This is a genomic window from Streptomyces sp. NPDC056061 (assembly GCF_042266885.1).
In the GTDB taxonomy this organism is placed as follows: domain Bacteria; phylum Actinomycetota; class Actinomycetes; order Streptomycetales; family Streptomycetaceae; genus Streptomyces.
On record NZ_JBHJWQ010000015.1, the window covers coordinates 1 to 18519 of the forward strand.

At 72.1% G+C, this 18519-nt stretch carries 18 protein-coding genes; 9 read left to right on the forward strand and 9 right to left on the reverse strand.

Annotation, left to right across the window (positions count from 1 at the left end; all coding sequences use genetic code 11):
* Positions 1–105 precede the first annotated feature (105 nt).
* Entirely contained in the window at positions 106–804 is a 699-nt protein-coding gene (locus ACFC79_RS21110; RefSeq protein WP_376242269.1) for a DUF6597 domain-containing transcriptional factor, read from the forward strand.
* 114 nt (positions 805–918) lie between these two features.
* Here ACFC79_RS21110 and ACFC79_RS21115 read toward each other — a convergent pair whose 3' ends face one another.
* Positions 919–1311, reverse strand: coding sequence for a VOC family protein (locus ACFC79_RS21115; RefSeq protein WP_376242271.1), 393 nt, complete (start codon positions 1309–1311; stop codon positions 919–921).
* 97 nt (positions 1312–1408) lie between these two features.
* Positions 1409–2968 (reverse strand): 3-hydroxyacyl-CoA dehydrogenase, encoded by a 1560-nt coding sequence (locus ACFC79_RS21120; protein ID WP_376242273.1) that lies wholly within the window; start codon positions 2966–2968, stop codon positions 1409–1411.
* A gap of 553 nt (positions 2969–3521) precedes the next feature.
* Here ACFC79_RS21120 and ACFC79_RS21125 point away from each other — a divergent pair.
* A complete protein-coding gene (locus ACFC79_RS21125) occupies positions 3522–4751 on the forward strand; it encodes an acetyl-CoA C-acetyltransferase (RefSeq protein WP_376242275.1) in 1230 nt (409 codons plus the stop codon).
* A gap of 215 nt (positions 4752–4966) precedes the next feature.
* On the opposite strand, the gene ACFC79_RS21130 is transcribed toward ACFC79_RS21125, so the two are convergent.
* The 4 genes from ACFC79_RS21130 to ACFC79_RS21145 form a co-directional block, all read right to left on the reverse strand.
* Complete coding sequence (locus ACFC79_RS21130) at positions 4967–5926, reverse strand: dihydrodipicolinate synthase family protein (RefSeq protein WP_376242277.1); 960 nt, start codon at positions 5924–5926, stop codon at positions 4967–4969.
* A 321-nt stretch (positions 5927–6247) separates the two neighbouring features.
* Positions 6248–7435, reverse strand: a complete 1188-nt coding sequence (locus tag ACFC79_RS21135; RefSeq protein WP_376242278.1) for an FAD-dependent monooxygenase — start codon at positions 7433–7435, stop codon at positions 6248–6250.
* 204 nt (positions 7436–7639) lie between these two features.
* Positions 7640–8359, reverse strand: coding sequence for a FadR/GntR family transcriptional regulator (locus tag ACFC79_RS21140; protein WP_376242280.1), 720 nt, complete (start codon positions 8357–8359; stop codon positions 7640–7642).
* Positions 8360–8654: 295 nt separating this feature from the next.
* Positions 8655–9464, reverse strand: coding sequence for a chaplin (locus ACFC79_RS21145; RefSeq protein WP_376242281.1), 810 nt, complete (start codon positions 9462–9464; stop codon positions 8655–8657).
* 528 nt (positions 9465–9992) lie between these two features.
* On the opposite strand from ACFC79_RS21145, the gene ACFC79_RS21150 reads away from it, so the two are divergent.
* From ACFC79_RS21150 to ACFC79_RS21170, 5 genes are all read left to right on the forward strand, one after another.
* On the forward strand, positions 9993–10394 hold the full coding sequence (locus ACFC79_RS21150; RefSeq protein ID WP_376242283.1) for a rodlin: 402 nt from the start codon (positions 9993–9995) through the stop codon (positions 10392–10394).
* Between the two features lie 303 nt (positions 10395–10697).
* On the forward strand, positions 10698–10931 hold the full coding sequence (locus ACFC79_RS21155; protein WP_376242284.1) for a chaplin: 234 nt from the start codon (positions 10698–10700) through the stop codon (positions 10929–10931).
* A 245-nt stretch (positions 10932–11176) separates the two neighbouring features.
* Positions 11177–11467, forward strand: a complete 291-nt coding sequence (locus ACFC79_RS21160; RefSeq protein ID WP_376242286.1) for a hypothetical protein — start codon at positions 11177–11179, stop codon at positions 11465–11467.
* A 184-nt stretch (positions 11468–11651) separates the two neighbouring features.
* On the forward strand, positions 11652–12062 hold the full coding sequence (locus ACFC79_RS21165; protein ID WP_376242288.1) for a rodlin: 411 nt from the start codon (positions 11652–11654) through the stop codon (positions 12060–12062).
* A gap of 650 nt (positions 12063–12712) precedes the next feature.
* Positions 12713–13123 carry a rodlin gene (locus ACFC79_RS21170; RefSeq protein ID WP_376242290.1) on the forward strand — a complete coding sequence of 137 codons (411 nt, stop codon included), beginning with the start codon at positions 12713–12715 and terminating at the stop codon, positions 13121–13123.
* A gap of 158 nt (positions 13124–13281) precedes the next feature.
* On the opposite strand, the gene ACFC79_RS21175 is transcribed toward ACFC79_RS21170, so the two are convergent.
* Complete coding sequence (locus ACFC79_RS21175; protein WP_376242292.1) at positions 13282–13782, reverse strand: DUF5949 family protein; 501 nt, start codon at positions 13780–13782, stop codon at positions 13282–13284.
* A gap of 421 nt (positions 13783–14203) precedes the next feature.
* On the opposite strand from ACFC79_RS21175, the gene rsgA reads away from it, so the two are divergent.
* Both rsgA and ACFC79_RS21185 read left to right on the forward strand, forming a co-directional pair.
* On the forward strand, positions 14204–15397 hold the full coding sequence (gene rsgA, locus ACFC79_RS21180) for a ribosome small subunit-dependent GTPase A (protein ID WP_376242294.1): 1194 nt from the start codon (positions 14204–14206) through the stop codon (positions 15395–15397).
* Between the two features lie 67 nt (positions 15398–15464).
* Entirely contained in the window at positions 15465–16817 is a 1353-nt protein-coding gene (locus ACFC79_RS21185; RefSeq protein ID WP_376242296.1) for a DNA-3-methyladenine glycosylase 2 family protein, read from the forward strand.
* 16 nt (positions 16818–16833) lie between these two features.
* On the opposite strand, the gene ACFC79_RS21190 is transcribed toward ACFC79_RS21185, so the two are convergent.
* Entirely contained in the window at positions 16834–17316 is a 483-nt protein-coding gene (locus ACFC79_RS21190) for a DUF456 domain-containing protein (protein WP_376242298.1), read from the reverse strand.
* Positions 17317–17407: 91 nt separating this feature from the next.
* Complete coding sequence (locus ACFC79_RS21195; RefSeq protein ID WP_376242300.1) at positions 17408–18397, reverse strand: helix-turn-helix domain-containing protein; 990 nt, start codon at positions 18395–18397, stop codon at positions 17408–17410.
* Positions 18398–18519: the final 122 nt, after the last annotated feature.

The window sequence follows — 18519 nt, forward strand, 5'->3', positions numbered from 1 at the left end:
GAGCGAGTTGACCACGGATCGACTCGGAGATGCGCATACCACATCAACGAGCCGCAGAGCGGGAAGCAACACGTTGATTCTCTGCGCTCCCTTAGCGTGTGGGGCATGGGCGACAGGTACGAGGAGCGGAGATCGCGGTTCGACGGCGCCGTGCTGTGGACGTTGGACGTGCCGGCGCGGGCCGTCCATCCGGTGCTGCCCGACGGGTGCATGGACCTGCTCTGGATCGGCGGACGCCTGCGCGTCGCGGGTCCCGACACCCGCGCCTTCGCCCCGGCCCCGGGCCCCGGTGGGCGGTACGCCGGAATCCGCTTCGCGCCCGGCACGGCGCCCGCGCTGCTCGGCGTACCGGCGCACGAACTGCGCGACCGCCGGGTCGACCTCGCCGACCTGTGGCCGGCCGCGCGGGTCCGTGTCCTGGACGAACGCGTCGCCGAGGCCGACGACCCGGCGGCCGTGCTGGAGGCCATCGCCCTGCGGCGGGCGGCCGAGACCGAGCCGCCGGATCCGCTCATGCGGTCGGTCGTGGCGGGGCTCGACGCGGGCCGGTCCGTCGCGGACACCGCGGACCGCGCCGGACTCGGCGCACGCCGGCTGCACCGCCGATCGCTCGCGGCCTTCGGCTACGGGCCCAAGACGCTCGCGCGGATCCTGAGGTTGCAGCGCGCGCTCGCCCTCGCACGGTCCGGCACCCCCTACGCCGAGGCGGCGGCCCTGGCCGGATGCACGGACCAGGCCCATCTCGCCCGGGAGATGCGCGACCTGGCCGGGACGACCCTGACCGCCCATCTCGCGCCCGTGTGACGGGCCACCGGCTTCGCGGACACGGGCACCGGAGACCGGGCACCGGACGACGACGCCCCGGCGCCCGTGCGCCGGAGTGCTCTTCGCCCGTCCGGGCCGGGGCGGTTCGTGCCGTCAGGTCCTGTCGGCGTAGAGCGACACCGGGCAGCCGTCCGGGTCGAGGACCATCGCGTACCGCTGCCCCCACACCGCGTCCCACGGTTCGAGGTGCCCCGGGTACCCGGCGCCCGTCAGATCCCGGTACACCGCGTCGACCTCCGCCGGACCGTCGCAGCGGAAGGCGAGACCGAGACGCTCCCCGCCCTGCGGCGCCGCCCACGCGGGGTCGAACGACCGGACGACGTCCTCGGTGTCCCACAGCAGGCGGTGTCCGCCGGGCAGCGTCACCTCGACGTGGGGTGCGGATTCCGCATCGGCGGGGATGTCGAGGCCCAGCCGGCGGTAGAAGGCGAGCGATGCGGCGAGGTCCGCCGTGATGATGCCGATCGCGTCCAAGCGTGGAGTCATGTGCCGACCGTAGGACGGCTCGGCGGCGGTGTCTTGTACGAATCGGACGCGGGCCGGGCACCCGGAACCGGTGCCCGGCTACCGCGCCCCGCCGCGCCTACGCGGTGCCGGAACCTGCCGTGCAGTCGGCGGGCGACGTTCCCGGATCCGTCAGGGCGAGACCGAGCTGGGCGCGCTCGGTCACCCAGCGGCTCGGACGGTGGCGCGGGTCGCCCGTCGTGCGGTGCAGCGCCCGGTGCAGCTCCAGCATTCGGGCGGCACCGATCCGGTCGCCCCAGGCCAGCGGTCCGACGGGATAGCCGAGCCCCGTCGTGACGGCGAGGTCGATGTCGGCGGGGGTGGCGAGGGAGCGTTCCGCGATCGACGAGGCGACCGACACGATCGAGGCGAGCAACCTCTGCGCGACCGAGCCCGCCGTGTCCCGGACCACCGAGACCGGGTGCGGATCGCTGCCGTCCGCCGCCCGGGCCAGCACCGCGCGGGCGTCGCGCGCGGCCTCCGGGTCCGCCGCCGGGGTCACGGCCAGCACCCGGCGCCGGCCGGCCGGGGACAGCGGGTCGGCCCCGAAGGTGCGCCCCGCGGGCAACGCGTGGGTGTCGATCGCCGAGGCCACCGTGGTGCCCCAGACCGGGACCAGCACCAGGGCCCCGGCGGACGGTTCCGCGCCCGTCTCGACGACGGCCCCCGTGGCGGCGAGGGACGCGCGCAGCGCCACCGCGTCCGCCTCCCGCGGGCCGGTCCCGTGGACGAACACCGGGCGGTCCGCGTCGCCGGTGACCGGGGGCTCCGGGGCCGGGCCGGGAGCTTCGGGGCCGTACGCGAACCAGCCGCGCCCGGTCTTGCGGCCGTGCAGTCCCGCGATCACCCGGTTCGGGGTGAGGTAGGAGGGGCGGAGGCGGTCCTCGTACCGGAATCCCTGCCAGATCGACTCGATCACCGCGGCCGTCACGTCCAGACCGGTGAGGTCCATCAGCTCGAACGGACCCATCCGCAGGCCGAGCACGTCGCGGGCGATCCGGTCGATGTCCACCGGTTCGGCGACCGCCTCCTCCAGCAGCGCGAGTGCCTCGGTCACCAGACCGCGACCGGCGTGATTGACCAGGAAACCGGGGGTGTCGGCGACCGTGACCGCGCGGTGCCCGCAGCCCTCGACGAACGCGGTGAGGGCCGGTGGGACGTCCGGCCGGGTCGCCGCGCCCGGCACGACCTCGACGATCCGCATCAGCGGCACCGGGTTGAAGAAGTGCAGCCCCGCCAGACGGCCCGGGTCCTTCAGCGTCGCGGCGATCCGGGTGACCGACAGGGACGAGGTGTTGGTCGCGAACACGGTCGTCGCGGGCAGCACCCGTTCGAGGCGGCCGAAGACCTCCGCCTTGGTGTCGAGGTCCTCCCGGACGGCCTCGACGACGAGTTCGACGTCCGGGCCCGCCGCCCACGGATCGTCCATCGGAATCAGCCGTTCCATGGCGCCGTCGGCATCCTCGGCGGACATCCGGCCCTTCTGCACGGCGCGTTCGAGCATGGAGCGGACGAATTCCGCGGCGGCCGTCACTGCCTCCGTGCGTGCGTCGCACAGCTCGACGATGTGTCCGGCGGTCGCCGCCCACTGGGCGATGCCGCGGCCCATGGCCCCGGCGCCGACGATCCTGATACGCATGGTGGTTGCGGTCCTCTCGGCAAGTGGCAAGTGATCCGTCCCCGCGACGATAGACGCGGGGACGGACCCACGTCCCGTGCGGCGGCAGCAGCCGGGACCGGTGACGACCCGGGGGCGTCCGGCCCCGGCGGCCCGCTGCCCCGGCCCGCGTCCGTTCGCCGCCGGTCGTGGCCGGTCGTGGACGGGCCGCAGGACGAAATGCCTTCGCGCGGAACGGTGTTGCCGCGGCGGGCGGGCGCTACCGGTGCGGCCGGGCACCGCCCCGCCGCACCGGCGGCCATTGATCGCCGTCCGCCGCCGAAATAGAGTCGCGTCGAGGCGTCTGACCGATGGATTCGGTGCGGTGGGATCCGGCGGGTGGGCGGCCGGTCCGATCGTCCGGGGCACATGGAGCCGTGTCGTCCGTGGTGAGGGCGCATCACGTCCCCGCCCCGGGGGACCCGGACAGTGGGCCGTCGGCCGGTGACGCACCTCACGTCACCGTGGACGTCACGCTGCACCCGTGTCATCGACAGGGCGGATCGCACGCCCCTCGCCACCGAAAGGTCATGCCGTGCCCGACCAGCAGTCCGACATCGTCATCTGCGAACCGCTGCGCACCCCGATCGGCCGTTTCGGGGGAGTGTTCGCCCAGCAGACCCCGGCGGCGCTCGCCGCACGCGTCGTCGCGGAGGTGGTGGCCCGTACCGGGGTCGATCCCGCGGCGGTCGACGAGGTGATCCTCGGGCACTCCTACCCGAGCGCCGAGGCCCCCGCCGTCGGGAGGGTCGCCGCCCTCGACGCCGGACTGCCGGAGACCGTCACCGGCACCCAGATCGACCGCCGATGCGGATCGGGCCTCCAGGCCGTCCTCGACGCGGCGATGCAGATCCGGGCGGGCTTCAGCGACATCGTGGTCGCGGGCGGCGTCGACGTGATGAGCGCGGCCCCCTACTACACGCACGAGGGCCGCTGGGGCATCAAGGGCCCCGGCCTCCAACTCCACGACGCGCTGGCCCGGGGCAGGGTCACCGCAGGCGGCGTCCACCACCCGGTGCCCGGCGGCATGATCGAGACCGCCGAGAACCTGCGGCGCACGTACGGCATCAGCCGCGCCGACCAGGACGCGCTCGCCCTGCGCTCCCAACAGCGCGCCGGCCGGGCGGCGGCGGAGGGGCGGTACGACGCCGAGATCGTCCCGGTCACCGTGCGGACCCGCAAGGGCGAGACGGTCGTCACCGCGGACGAGCACCCCCGCCCCGACACCACCGCCGAACAACTCGCCGCGCTGCGCCCGATCATGGCGAGGACCGATCCGGAGGCGACCGTCACCGCGGGCAACGCCAGCGGGCAGAACGATGCGGCCGCCGCCTGCCTGGTGACCGGTGCCGCCACCGCCGAACGGCTCGGCCTCGTCCCGCTGGTCCGGCTCGTCTCCTTCGCCCGCGCCGGGGTACCCGCCGCGACGATGGGCATCGGCCCCGTACCGGCCACCCGGGCCGCGCTCGAACGGGCCGGGCTCACCCTCGTTGACCTCGACCTGATCGAGATCAACGAGGCGTTCGCCGCGCAAGTGCTGGCCTGTACGAAGGAGTTGGGGCTCGGCGAGACGGATCACGAGCAACGTGTCAACGTCAACGGCTCCGGTGTCTCGCTCGGCCACCCGGTCGGCGCGACCGGCGCCCGCATCCTGGCCACCCTGGCCCGGGAGATGCACCGCCGCCAGGCCCGGTACGGCCTGGAGACCATGTGCATCGGCGGCGGTCAGGGCCTTGCCGCGATCTTCGAGCGCATCACGGCCTGAGACCCCCGAGCCCGGGACCGCAGCGCCGCGGCGACGGCGGGCCGCCGTCAGCAGGGTGACCCGCCCGCCGCGGCGAGCGCCCGCTCGGACCCGGCGGCCGATCCGACGGAGGTGGAGGCCCTGGCCCCTCGCCCGCCCGGACCGGGATCACGCCGAGGCCACCGTGGGCGGCGGCTTCGTGGTGGGCCCGCCCGCCGACGGCTGCGGGCGGACGCTCACCGGACCGGGGACAGCCCGGCGGCGCGCAGGCGTCGGCCGACCTCGTCGACCGACTCGGCGCCCAACGGGATCTGCGGGCGGGCGGTGTCGCCGCACTCGATGACGCCGAGCAGGCGGAGCGCCGCCTTGAACGAGCCGAGCGCCGAGGAACTGCGGCCCATGTCCGCCTCCGGCCCGACGTCGACCATGCCGAACAGTTCCACGAGCCGTTCCTGCTCGTGCGCGGCGAGCGCCCAGTCCCCGGCCCGCGCGGCGTCGTACAGCCGGACATACCCGGCCGGATCGACGTTGCCGATACCGGGGACCACACCGTCGACCCCGGCCAACAGGGCGGCGTCCACCGTGAGTTCCGAGCCGGTGAGCACGCTGAACCGCGGCGCCGGACCCGCCTCGCGGCCGTCCCGGCCGCCCAGTTCGACGAGGAGCCTGCGCAGCCCGCCCTCGTCGCCGCTGCTGTCCTTGAGCCCGGCCAGGGTTCCGTCCGCGGCGAGTTCGCGCACCAGCTCGGCCGACAGCTTGCTGTGCACCGCTACCGGGATGTCGTACGCGAACAGCGGCAGGTCGACCGCCGCGCGCAGCCGCCGGAAGTGACCGGCGATCTCCTCGGCGTGGGTGCGCGTGTAGAACGGCGCGGTGGCGACCAGGGCGTCCGCGCCGAGCGCGGCGGCCGACCGGGCGTGGTCGATCACGCGGGCGGTGCTGGTGTCGATGACACCGGCCAGCACCGGAACCCGGCCGGCCGCGACCTCGACCACCGTCCGCAGCGTCGTCGCGCGCTGCTCGTCGGTGAGGTACGCGACCTCGCCGGTGGAGCCGAGTGCGAACAGCCCGTGCACCCCGCCGTCGACGAGGTGCTCGACGAGCCGGGCAAGGGACGCGGTGTCGACCTCGCCCCGGGGGTCGAGCGGGGTGCAGACCGGGGGAACGACGCCGCGCAACGGTGCGGTGAGGGGCATGGCGAGGGCTCCAGTTCGATGGAAGCGCCGATCCGTGGCGCCGAGTGGCTGCGCGGACCGCGACATGAGACGTAAGATGTCCTATGTCTTCCTCACCTTAAGCAGATGCTCCTGCGACCGGTCAAGGGGTCGTGCACGCCCAGGAGGAGCCCGCGGCACGCCCCGCCGCGGCCCGGACAGGAGGGCCCGCACGGATCGCGCCCCGCACCTCGTTCGACAACCACCAGCCCGGCGAGGCGCTCGACGCCTTCCGAACAGGCGGGGCGAAGGCCGTGCGAGGGCTCCCGGCCCGCGCGGCGACGGGGTCGGTCGGCGTGCCGGTCAGGGCCGGTGCACGTTGCCGTAGAGGTAGCTCGTGGCGCCGTTCAGCGCGGCACGGCTCCACTCCTCGACGTCCGCCGGACCCATCAGCGGCCAGTCGGGCGTGTGCTCCACCAGCCCCCGTCCGAGCCGACGGCCCAGTTCCACCAGTCGGGCCCCCTCGGCGCTGCGCTCCTCGGCGTACCGGTGCAGTGCCTCGGCCGCCGAGGAACCGGCACTCAACGCCCGCTCCAGGCACAGCGCGTCCTGCAAGGCCTTGACCGCACCGCTGGCGGTGTGCGGCCGGGTGACGCTCGCCGCGTCGCCCGCCAGCAGGAACGGCGGCTCGGCGGCGCGCGGTGTCACGAAGTCGGCGACCGGATGGAGCGCCCGGGCGGTGTGCTCGCCCCGGGCGACGATGTCGGCCCACTCCGCCGGGAAGTGTTCGTCGGCGAGGCCGCGCACGTACGAGAGGGGGACCGGATCCTCCGGGTCCTCGGTCCGCGGTGGGAACCCGTACACGACATAGGCCAGCAACCGCGATCCGGGAACCGGCCCCGGAATCAGGTAGAAGACGGCGTGGCCGCCGGAGAACCCCAGCGTGACCCAGGCGCTCCGCAGGAGCTCCAGCGGCTTCGGGTGATCGCGGAGCGCGCTCAGCGGAATCGTGCCCCGCCACGCCAGATATCCGGACGGAACCGGCCGGACGTCCGGCGCCACCACATCACGGGTGAGGGACCGGTGCCCGTCCGCCCCCACCACGATGTCGTACTCCCGCTCCCCGGCCCCGGTGCGGATCAGGGCGCGGCCGGAGGACGCCCGGCCGACGGATTCGACGGGCAGCCCGCGGCGGTACACCTCCTCGCCGACGTTGGTACGCAACGCCCGCCACAACAGGCCCCAGTTGCACGCCGCCACCGGGGACCGCTGGCGGGCCAGCTCGCGCGTCGACCGCCCCCCGGAGGCGCGGGTGAGCCAGACGCGGGCGGCGACCGGTGCCGTCGGCATGTCCGCACCCAGGTATCCGTCCGACACCAACTCCCGGTGGAGCGCCGGCGGCATGACGATGCCGAAACCACGGTCCTGCAGCGCGCCGTCACTGCGCTCATGGACGGTCACGTCCGCCCCGGCCCGCCGCGCCGCGATCGCCATGGCGCAGCCGGCGATGCTGCCGCCCACCACCCCGACGCGTAAACCCGTCACTGCCACCGTTCCACCGTCCGTCCCGACGCCGCGTGAGGTGCCGACCACCCTCATCGTCGCACCCGGTCCGCAGGGCCGAAGCGACACGCGCCGTCCTTCCCGGGGCGCACGGCATCGTCCGGGGCGCACGTCCCGGACGTGTTCGGTGGCACCGACGCGCGCTCACGGTGTCACGGGTCACCGACTTCTCCGCGAGGGGCCGCCGACCGGTCAGTCCCGGGCGCGGGCCTCGGAGATCCTGCGCCTGACCGGGGCGTAGTGCTCGCTCAGCGCCCGCATGAAACCCGGCACGTCCTTGGCGCGCGCGGCGTCCACGATCTTCTCGTGCGCCGTGATCGTGGCCGTCTCGTCGGCGTGGGTGAAGCCGTCCAGATGCGGTGCGACGATCGTGTACACGTCCCAGAAGGCCATCGAGAGCTGCCCGATCAGCTCGTTGCCCAACGGGGCCACCAACAGGGAGTGGAACGCCCGGTCCGCCTCGACGAAGCCGTGCCCGTCCCGCGAGCCGGTCTCGCGCATGACGGCCACCAGGTCGTCCAGCGCGTCGAGCTGTCCCGGTTCCAGCAGCGTCACGATTCGGTCGGCCATCCCGCGTTCGAACACCTCGCGAACGTCGACGAGATCGGCCAACACCCGGAAGTCGTCGTCGGGGGAGAGGAGCCCGCGGAACGCCAGACTCTCCACCAGGGCGGACAGACTCAGCCGGCCCACGTAGGTGCCGTGTCCGTGCCGCACCTCGACGATGTCCAGCGCGTTGAGGATCTTGACCGCCTCCCGGATGCTGGAACGGCTGGCGCCGAGCGCCTCGCACAGGGCCGGCTCGGTGGGCAGCGGATCCCCGGGACGGAGTCGTTCCTCAAGGATGTAGCGCTTGATTCCCTCGACGACTTCCTGCCGGAGCAGCTGCCGTCCGGGTCTCGTGCCGGACATGTGTGAACTCCCCGCCTCTTGATCCCTCTCGATTGTCGGGCCACGGTCCCACGCTATCAAGGCATCAGACATCTGATGTCTTATATCGGGATATGGCGGCCGCGCATCCCGCGGCTGCACACTCCCGATGCGATCCCCCTGCCCCGCCCCTCCGATCCCCCGATTCTCACGTCGTCACGTTCCACCCCGATGCCCCGCGTTCATGGGTGCCGCAACGGACGGAGGTCCGTCGGTGCGGCCATTGCCACACCGACGGACCTCCGTGTTTCCCGCGGTCGTCGGTCGACCGTGCGGGTCAGCCCTTCGAGGCGCGGGTACGGCGCACCAGCAGGGCGCCACCGAGCACCATCGCGGCGCTCGCGCCGCCGGCCAGGCCCAGGTTGGTGTCGGAGCCGGTGTGGGCCAGCTGCGGCTTGTGGTGGTGCCAGTGCGGCTTGTGGTGCACCGGCGGCTTGTGCGGCCACTGGTGCGCGGGGGGCTCGTGGTGGGTGGGCGGGTTGTGGTGACCCGGAGGGCAGTCGGGCTTGTGGTGGTGCGGCGGCTTGTGGTGCACCGGCGGCTTGTGCGGCGGGTGGACCGGAGGCTTGTGGGGCGGGTGAACCGGGGGCTCGTGGGGCGGGTGAACCGGCGGCTTGTGCGGCGGGTGCACGGGCGGCGGCGGGGTCTCGGTGCCCGAGGACTCGTTCTCGCACTTGTTGCCGAACACCGGGTTGAGCAGGCCGACGACGTCGACGGTGTTGCCGCAGACGCTGACGGGAACGTCCACCGGCACCTGCACGAGGTTGCCGGAGAGCACGCCGGGGGAGCCGGCCGCGAGGCTCTCGGCGCCCGCCCCCGTTCCGCCGTCGCCCTGACCGCCCTCGCTCTCGTTCTCGCACTTGTTGCCGAACGCCGGGTTCAGCAGACCGATCACATCGACCGTGTTTCCGCACAGGTTGACGGGGACGTGGACCGGCACCTGCACCGTGTTGCCCGAGCCGACGCCCGGCGATCCGGCGGCGGCACCCTCGGCGGATGCGTCCGCGAACGCGTATCCGCCGGACGTGGCAAGGATGCCTGACGCCGCCGCCATCACCAGCACGCTCTTACTCAAGGCTTTTCGCATTGATTGCCCTTTCCTAGGACACGTCGCGCGAGCGCGGGGCCCGCGGTTCATTCAACAGGCGACGCGGATTGCACGGGGAGAAGAACCCCCGCGCCTTCTCGGCACGGCCCGACGGTCGGTGGTCGTGGCGCAGCGGAGAAGCGACGTATGGGCTTTCTTCACGCGACGAATTCACCTCTCTGTCGGGCGCGCACCCGAGCCGTACGCCCGGTGACACCCATAACGAGGAGGAATTGTCGAGGAAACTCACATTTCGTGGAAATTTTGTGGCCACTCGAACGGATTACATGCGCGCACCCGATCTGACGCCGGTCGACGGCCCGACGTGCACAACCCTTCATGCGTACAGGGGAATTGACGCCCGATCGGGGGCGGATGTGAAAGAACGCTTCTGCAGTACTGCTGACGCACATTCGCACCTCTGTCCGTGCGCTTTCGGCGTTCGGGTGAATGGAGAGAACCAAAAGCCCGATCACGAGTTGGTCAGGAGGCTCCGGTACGGGGCATCCGGTACGAGAAGGGTTAATCGTGATCAAGAAGGTTCTGGCCACGGGTGCTGTGGCCGCCTCCATCCTCGGCATGGGCGCGACGCAGGCCATGGCGGTCGGCGACAATGGCGGTACGACCTCGGTCAACGGCAACGGAGCCTCGCAGTCGTTCGGCAACGCCGTGACCCAGGGCGACGGCAGCCCGCAGTTCGACCTGATCCAGGGCAGCCTGAACAAGCCGTGTGTCGGCTTGCCGCTCAAGGCCAACGTCGGCTCGCTCCTCGGCCTGATCCCGATCGCGGTCCAGGACGTCAACGTGCTGTCCTCGCCGCAGAACCAGCAGTGCACCGAGAACTCCACGCAGGCCAAGGGCGACGAGCCGCTGTCGCACATCCTCAGCGGCATCCCGGTGCTCTCCGGCAACGGCGCCGGCAACAGCTGATCCGGCCAACCGCAGTGACAGGCCCGGGCCGTCGGCATTCCTCCTCCGCGGTCCGGGCCCGCTGCTGCCCTCTCCGGTGCCGACGCACCGGACGGCCCGGCGATCGCTCGCGACGTCGGGCGCGGGAGACCGCATCGACGCTGGGTCATTCGGGCGATTCCGGGAACCGTCGGTCCCGAACAGTCTCGCCCGCGGTCCTCAACCGTTATGAAATGCAGCGGCGGAGTGACGAGTGATCAGGATCGCACTCGTGCGGCACGAAGGACGTAGCCGCTCAGACACTCCGTCGAGAAAGGGACAACAGTGAAGTACAACAAGGTCGCCGCCGTAGCCGCCGGAACCCTGATGGCGGTGGGCGCCGCCGCCCCCGCGTTCGCCGACTCCGGTGCCTCGGGCACCGCGGCCTTCTCCCCGGGCGTCGTGTCCGGCAATGCCATCGAGGCCCCGATTCACCTTCCGGCCGACGTCTGCGGCAACACCGTCAACGTGGTCGGTGTGCTCAATCCCACTTTCGGCAACACCTGTTTCAACTTCTGACGGCGGTCGGTCGAATCGGCAGCACGTGACCGGAGGGCCCCGGTTCGCAGCGTATGCGAACCGGGGCCCTTCCCTGTTCCGGTGCCCGGGCGGGCGGCCGCCGAGAAAAACCGGTTCTCTCCAGTTGCTCCGTCGCCATCACCTCGTTACCCAGGGCAAAAGCGGTGGAGAACACGGCCAAGGACGGCCGGTGAGGTCGCAATCGCGCGATCGAGAAGCACGCCGCTGCAGAAGGGAATCCGAAAGTGAAGTACGCGAAGACCGCCGCGCTCGTTGCCGGTTCCGTGGTGGCTCTGGGGACGGCTGCTCCCGCCTTCGCCGTCAACACCACCACGGCCCCCAATTTCAGCCTCGACGGTGGTGTCAACCAGGTGATGGCCAGCACGCCGCAGGTCGTCGACCCTGTCGTGGACACCGTCGGCGGCGCCGCGGAATCGCTGCACAAGAGCGGCACCGTCGACAAGCTGACCGGCCAGGCCGTCGGTGCGGCCAAGGGCGCGCCGCCGCTGCTCGGCGGGCTGCCGGTCGGCGGTTGATCCGGCACTCGGTCGCGGAATCCCGTTCATCCGGCGGATCGCGTTCCTCGAATGCCGTATGTGCGGCGAACAATTGCTCAGTAGAAGCATCGTTCGAGTGAACAGGCACAACCATCGTCGTCGCCGCGAGTTGATCAGGGCGCTCCGGACAGGCGAGCAACAGGAAAATCAGAAGGGCTATTTCATGATCAAGAAGATTATGGCCTCGGCGGCCGTCGCTGTTTCGATCGCCGGTGCCTCCGCCGCGGTCGCCCCCGCGGCCATGGCGGTCGGCAACGACAACGGCACCACGTCGGTCAACGGCAACGGCGCCGTCCAGTCGTACGGCAACTCGGCCACCCACGGCGACTGGAGCCCGCAGTTCGCGCTGATCCAGGGCTCGCTCAACAAGCCCTGCATCGCCCTGCCGGCCAAGGCCAACGTCGGTTCCGTCCTCGGCCTCGTCCCGATCTCGGTCCAGGACCTCAACGTGCTGTCCTCGCCGCAGAACCAGCAGTGCACCGAGAACTCCACGCAGGCCAAGGGCGACGAGGCCCTGTCGCACCTGCTGAGCAACATCCCGATCCTGTCCGGCAACGGCGCAGGCAACAACTAGTACCGCCACCGGCAACGTTTGCCCCGTCGCGAACATTGCCGATCACGGCACGAGGGACCATCAAGCTCCGGCCGCGCGTCGCGGTCTTCCCGAACCGTCGACATACGACGCGTTCGTCCGGGACGGCTGCGTGAGCGGCCTGGGGCCCGCCTGCCCGCAGCGTGTGAGACACCAGTGGGGCCGGCACATCCGGGCAGTAGTCGTCCGACGCCCGGACGTGCCGGCCCCATGTCGTGTGCCCGGGGGACCGGGCCCCTCGAACGGGCGGGCGGACTGGTCCGGTTGCCGTATCGGCGGCGGACGTCACCCTCCGCATCGGGTAGGGACCGGACATGGACCAGTACGACAGTCAACGCCCCTGTGGCCGGCAGCGGAACGCGCAGGACGCCACCCCCATCTACGACCGACTGCTCGCCGAATGGCAGGCGGCCCGCGGCGGTTCGGAGCCGCTGTCGCCCTTGAGGCCCGCACCGCCCGGTACAGGAGGCCGCGTGCCTGCGGCCCGTACCTCAAAGGAGACCGGGACGAACGAGTTGTGAGTGTCGAACTCACGCCGGATCGACCCATTCGGGTGGTTATGCGCAACTGTCGCTGTCGTGATGGGTTGATCAGTACGTTCCACAACGGGACGCTCCGAAAGGTGAAGCGTGATGAAGAAGATGATGGCCGGCGCAGCAGTGGCCGTGTCCCTGGCGGGTCTGTCCGCCGCCGTCGCCCCTGCGGCCATGGCGGTCGGCAATGACGGGGGCACCACGTCGGTCAACGGCAACGGCGCAGTGTCCGCGTTCGGCAACAGCGAGACCCGCGGCGACGGCAGCCCGCAGGCCCAGCTCATCCAGGGGTCGCTGAACAAGCTGTGCCTCGGTGTGCCGGTCAAGGCCAACGCGGGCTCGCTCGTCGGTCTGCTCGTTCCGGTCGCGGTCCAGGACATCGACGTGCTGTCCTCGCCGCAGAACCAGCAGTGCGCCGACAACTCCGTCCAGGCCAAGGGCGACGAGCCGCTGTCGCACATTCTGAGCGGTATCCCGGTGCTGTCGGGCAACGGCGTCGCCAACAACTGACGCCCCGTGAGTGCGGGCGGCCGGGGCTTCCTCCCGGCCGCCCGCATTCCGCCGTGTACGACTGCGGTGAGGGGCCGGGGGACTTCGTCCCGGGGCTCCGCCCATGACGATGCCCACCGCCCCGAGGGGCGGTGGGCATCGGGCGTACCCGGGGTGGTTCAGCCCAGGCTGCGTACCGGGAGAACGCAATGTGCGGACGTCACGATGACCTCCGGGTTCCCCGCGAACGACCGCAGCAGCTCCTCGCTCATCGGTCGGCCCGGCGCGCCCTGGGGCCAGGGGCGGGTGGCGAACATGATGTTCACCTCGCCACGCTGCTCGGCCGCCGTCAACCACTCGGCCCGTGCGGGGTACTGGGCGGTGAAGTGAGGGAGCGTCAGCACCGCCTGCCCGGCCTGGACGAGCAGCTTCACCGGAAGTCCCGGGGTCTCGGTGCCGTACACCGGGCCGGCACCCACCGACAGTCCGCTGCGTTCCAGGGCGATGCGCATGGCGGCCTCGCCGACGGCCGGGCCGTCCGACCCGTCGCCCAGGGAATAGACGAGGAGGAAGGCGGCGTCGGGGCCTCCGTCGGGGTGTTCGCCGCTCCACCCGATGAGGGTGATCGTGCCCAACTGGGCTTGAGTGAACGTGCCGGTGGCCGTCTGGGGTGAGGTCATGCTCGGCACCATAACCGTCCAGGACCGGTCATTGTGTGCGCCTTTCACCTGATCGAGGGATATCTGCGCACATCTCGGATGCGTGGGATCGGGTCCGCCCCTCGACCGGGCCGACGGGGCGGCGCGCAATGGCGACCTGGGGCAGCAGGGAGCCCGCTGCCTGCTGCCCCAGGTCGTAAATGTGTTGACGTCGTGCCGCGGCCGAGGGCTATGGTGTGCAGCGTTACCGCACGGCGGACGGCCGTCGGTACCGGTCCCATGCGTGTACCAGGAGGTGAGGACATTGATGACTGTCGCCGCGATGGGCGTTGCCCACAACCGTAAGAGCATCGTTCCCACCCCCGTGGTCGCCGGCTGACCTCTTCCACAACTCCGCGCGCATGTCGGCGCGTTGCCGGGGCCACCCTTCGAAGGGTCTCCCTTGTCTTTCCCGTCCTCTCCGTCCTTCCCCTCCTCTCCGTCGTTCGGCCTCTTTGCCCAGGACGCGTCCGCGTCGCACCCGCTGTCCTCGTACGGCTGGGACGACGACTGGGCCGCCGTTTTCGCCCCCCACGCCCGACAGGGGCTGCTGCCCGGTCGCGTGGTACGGGTCGACCGCGGGCAGTGCGATGTCGTCACCCCGCACGGCACGGTCCGGGCGGACACCGCCTTCGTCGTTCCGCGCGATCCCATGCGAATCGTCTGCACCGGTGACTGGGTCGCCGTCGACCCCGACGGCGATCCGCAGTTCGTGCGGACGCTGCTGCCGAGGCGTACCGCGTTCGTCCGCTCGACGTCCTCGCAGCGCTCCGAGGGGCAGGTGCTCGCGACCAACGTCGACCACATCGCCATCTGTGTCTCACTCGCCGTGGACCTCGACCTGGGGAGAGTGGAACGCTTCCTCGCGCTCGCCATGTCCAGCACCGACGGCGACGCGCTGCTCGGCGACGGCGAGCGCGCCACCGACGGCACCGCCGAGCCGATCGTGGTGCTGACCAAGGCCGATCTGGTGCCGGACGCCGCGACGCTGTCGTACCTCGTCCAGGACATCGAGGCGGTCGCGCCCGGGGTGCAGGTGCTGCCGGTCAGCTCCACCACGGGGGAGGGGCTCGACGTGTTCGCCGCGATCGTCTCGGGCGGTACGAGCGTGCTGCTCGGGGCCTCCGGCGCAGGCAAGTCGACCCTCGCCAACACCCTGCTCGGCCGCGACGTGATGGAGGTGCAGGCCGCTCGTGACGTCGACGGGAAGGGCCGGCACACGACCACCACGCGCAATCTGCTGGTCCTGCCCACCGGGGGCGTCCTGATCGACACCCCCGGACTGCGGGGTGTCGGGCTCTGGGACGCGGAGTCCGGGGTCGGGCAGGTCTTCTCCGAGATCGACGAACTGGCCGGGCGGTGCCGGTTCCACGACTGCGCCCACCTGACCGAGCCCGGCTGCGCCGTGCTCGTCGCGATCGAGGACGGCTCGCTGTCCGAGCGGCGCCTCGACAGTTACCGCAAGCTGCTGCGCGAGAACCGGCGCATCGTCGCCAAGACCGACGCCAGGCTGCGGTCCGAGCTGCTGCGCGAATGGAAGCGCAAGGGGGCCGAGGGCCGGGCCGCCATGGACGCCAAACGCGGCCGGATGCGGTAGCCCGCGGCCGCAGTCGACGTCCGAAAGCCGCCAGTGCGGTGCCCGGGGGTGCCGCACACTGGACGGTGTGAGAGACGAGACGACCAGGTACGAGGCGGTGAGCAGCCGCGACGCGCGTTTCGACGGCGAGTTCTTCTTCGCCGTCGAGACGACCGGCATCTACTGCCGGCCGAGCTGCCCCGCCGTCACCCCCAAGCGGAAGAACGTCCGCTTCTTCCCGACCGCGGCAGCCGCCCAGGGCAACGGCTTCCGGGCCTGTCGTCGCTGCCGGCCGGACGCCGTGCCCGGCTCGGCGGAATGGAACGTACGGGCCGATGTCGTCGGCCGGGCCATGCGGATGATCGGCGACGGCGTGGTCGACCGGGAGGGCGTGCCCGGTCTCGCGCAACGGCTCGGGTACAGCGAGCGCCAGGTGCAGCGCCAGCTCAACGCGGAGCTCGGCGCCGGACCCATCGCGCTCGCCCGCGCCCAGCGGGCACACACCGCACGGGTGCTGCTCCAGACGACCGGGCTGCCGGTGACGGAGATCGCCTTCGCCTCCGGTTTCGCCAGCGTCCGCCAGTTCAACGACACGATCCGGCGGATCTACGCACGGACCCCGACCGCGCTGCGGGCCGATGCGGGGGTGGGAGCGGCGGCCCGGGCGGCACGCACCACCGGCATCCCGCTGCGCCTCGCCCACCGGGGGCCGTACGCGGCCCGTGAGGTGTTCGACCTGCTGGCCGCCGAGGCGGTGGCCGGGATCGAGGAGATCGTCGGCGAGCCGGGCGCCCGCACCTACCGACGCACCCTGCGACTGCCCCACGGAACGGCCGTCGCGGCCGTCGACGAGCGGTCCGCGGGGTCCTGGCTGGACGCCCGGATCCACCTCACCGACCTGCGCGACCTGACCACGGCGGTGCAGCGGCTGCGGCGGCTGTTCGACCTGGACGCCGATCCGTACGCCGTCGACGAGCGGCTCGGTGCCGACCCGTTCCTCGCGCCGCGGGTCGCCGCCCGTCCGGGACTTCGCTCTCCGGGCGCCGCCGATCCGGACGAGTGCGCCGTGCGCGTCCTGGTGGGAACGGCGGGGGCGGAGCGGCTCGTGGAGGTGTACGGGAAGGTGCTGGACGTCCCCTCCGGCGGGCTCACGCATGTGTTTCCCGAGTCGGGCGTGCTGGCGGATGCGACGGACGACCCGGCGCTGCGGGCGCTGGCCCGTGCCCTGGCCGACGGGGAGGTACGGCTCGACGTCGGGGCGGACCGCGACGAGGCCGAGAGGGCGCTGCTGGGGCTGCCGGGGATCGGCCCGGGGGCCGCGGCGCTCATCAGGATGCGGGCACTCGGCGACCCCGATGTGGACCCGGACGACAGGGCGGGGGCCGGGCGCTGGAGCCCCTGGAGTTCGTACGCGGCGCGGCACCTGGCACTCGGGGACTGAGCGGGGCGACGGGCGGTCAGCCCCACAGCACCACGCCGAGCCAGGCGCCCGCCACCAGCAGGCACGCGAAGAGTTCCACGAGCACGGACCAGCCGGTCGCCCGCATCACCGAGCGGACCGAGGCCCACCCCGCCCCGTGGCTGCCGAGCCGCAGCCGCTCCGCGCCGTAGACGGTTCCCACGTAGCCGACGATGCCGCCCAGCACCGGCACGACGAAGAAGCCCACGATCGCGCCGATCCCGCCGAGCATCAGCGTCCTGCGCGGTGCGCCGGACTCGTGGGGGCGGCGCGGCGGCAGCAACGGCTTCAGCGCCTGGCTCACCAGAAGCAGCGCGGTGGCACCCATGAGCACGTCCCAGGCCCCCGGTGTCCTGGCGGTCAGGGCCCACCACAGCACCGCCGCCCAGACGATCGCCTGCCCCGGCACTCCCTGCACGAGCACGCCGACCAGGCCGAGGGCCATGACCAGGCCGACGGCGACAAGTTGCCACACACCCATCTCACCAGCCTGCCGGAGCCCGCCCGGTCCCGCCCGCCGACGTGTACCGGGCGGGGCGCCGAGCCGGTACGGCACCGCCGTGGTGCCCCGGTCAGGCGCGTGGTTCGCGGGCCACCCAGCCCCGTTCGTAGGCGTGCCAGCCCAACTGGAGGCGGGTCGACACCCCGGTCAGCTCCATCAGGCCCTTCACGCGCCGCTGCACGGTCCGCAGGCCCAGTTCCAGCTGCTTCGCCACACTCGCGTCCGTCAGCCCGGCCAGCAGCAGCGACAGGATCTCCAGATCCGTCGGATCGGGCTCGACGGACTCCTCCTGCGGCCTGCCGCTCTCGCCCAGCCTGAGCGGCATGGCCTGGCGCCACACCGCCTCGAAGAGCCCCATCAGCGACTCCAGCAGCCCGGAGGCATGGACCACCAGGGCCGCGGGTTCGGCGCCGCGTGCGGTCAGTGGGACCATCGCCAGGGTCCCGTCGGCGACGACCAGCTTGGTCGGTACCCGGTCGATGACCCGGCACTGCTCCTCGCGGCTCAGCGCGGCCGACAGCTCCATGATCCCGGACGGCTGCGAGAGTATCTCGCGTTCGACCACCACCCGGTACGAGACCCCGCGGATCGCGGCCCGCTCCTCGGACTCGTTCTCCATGCCGCTGACCGCGATCGGCTTCCCGGTGACCAGGGCGCACACCTCGTGCGTCGCCCCCAGCTGCAACTGGTGGAAGCGGTGCGTCAGCGCGCTCGCCCCCGTCACCACCTCGACCAGATCGTGCACGGCGGGCTCGGCGGCCTCCGCCCGGTACTCCTCGGCGAGCAGCGCCGCCGCCAACTCCGCCTGCTCCAGCTCATGACGCTGCTGGGTCAGCAACGCCCCGAGCGCCACGCCCGGCGGCGCCGCCACCCAGCGCCCGGTGCGCGCGGAGGACTGGGCGGCGAGCCCGTGCTGTTCCAGCCTGCGCAGGGCCCGTTCGGTGTCCGGCTCGGGAAGTACCAGCCGGTGCGCGAGATCGGCGACCTCCGCAGCCCCCACCGCCACGAGCGCGCGGTACGCCGACTCCTGTATCTCGTCGAGACCTATGGCTCCCAGCATCTCGGCCCCCTCCCGGACACACTCATTCCGCACGATGTCGCTGTCGTCGGGTGTTCAGCCCTGGCGGAAAGCGGCCACGGCGTAAACCCGCCGTGTACATCATCCCTTTATCGCTCGTCGCT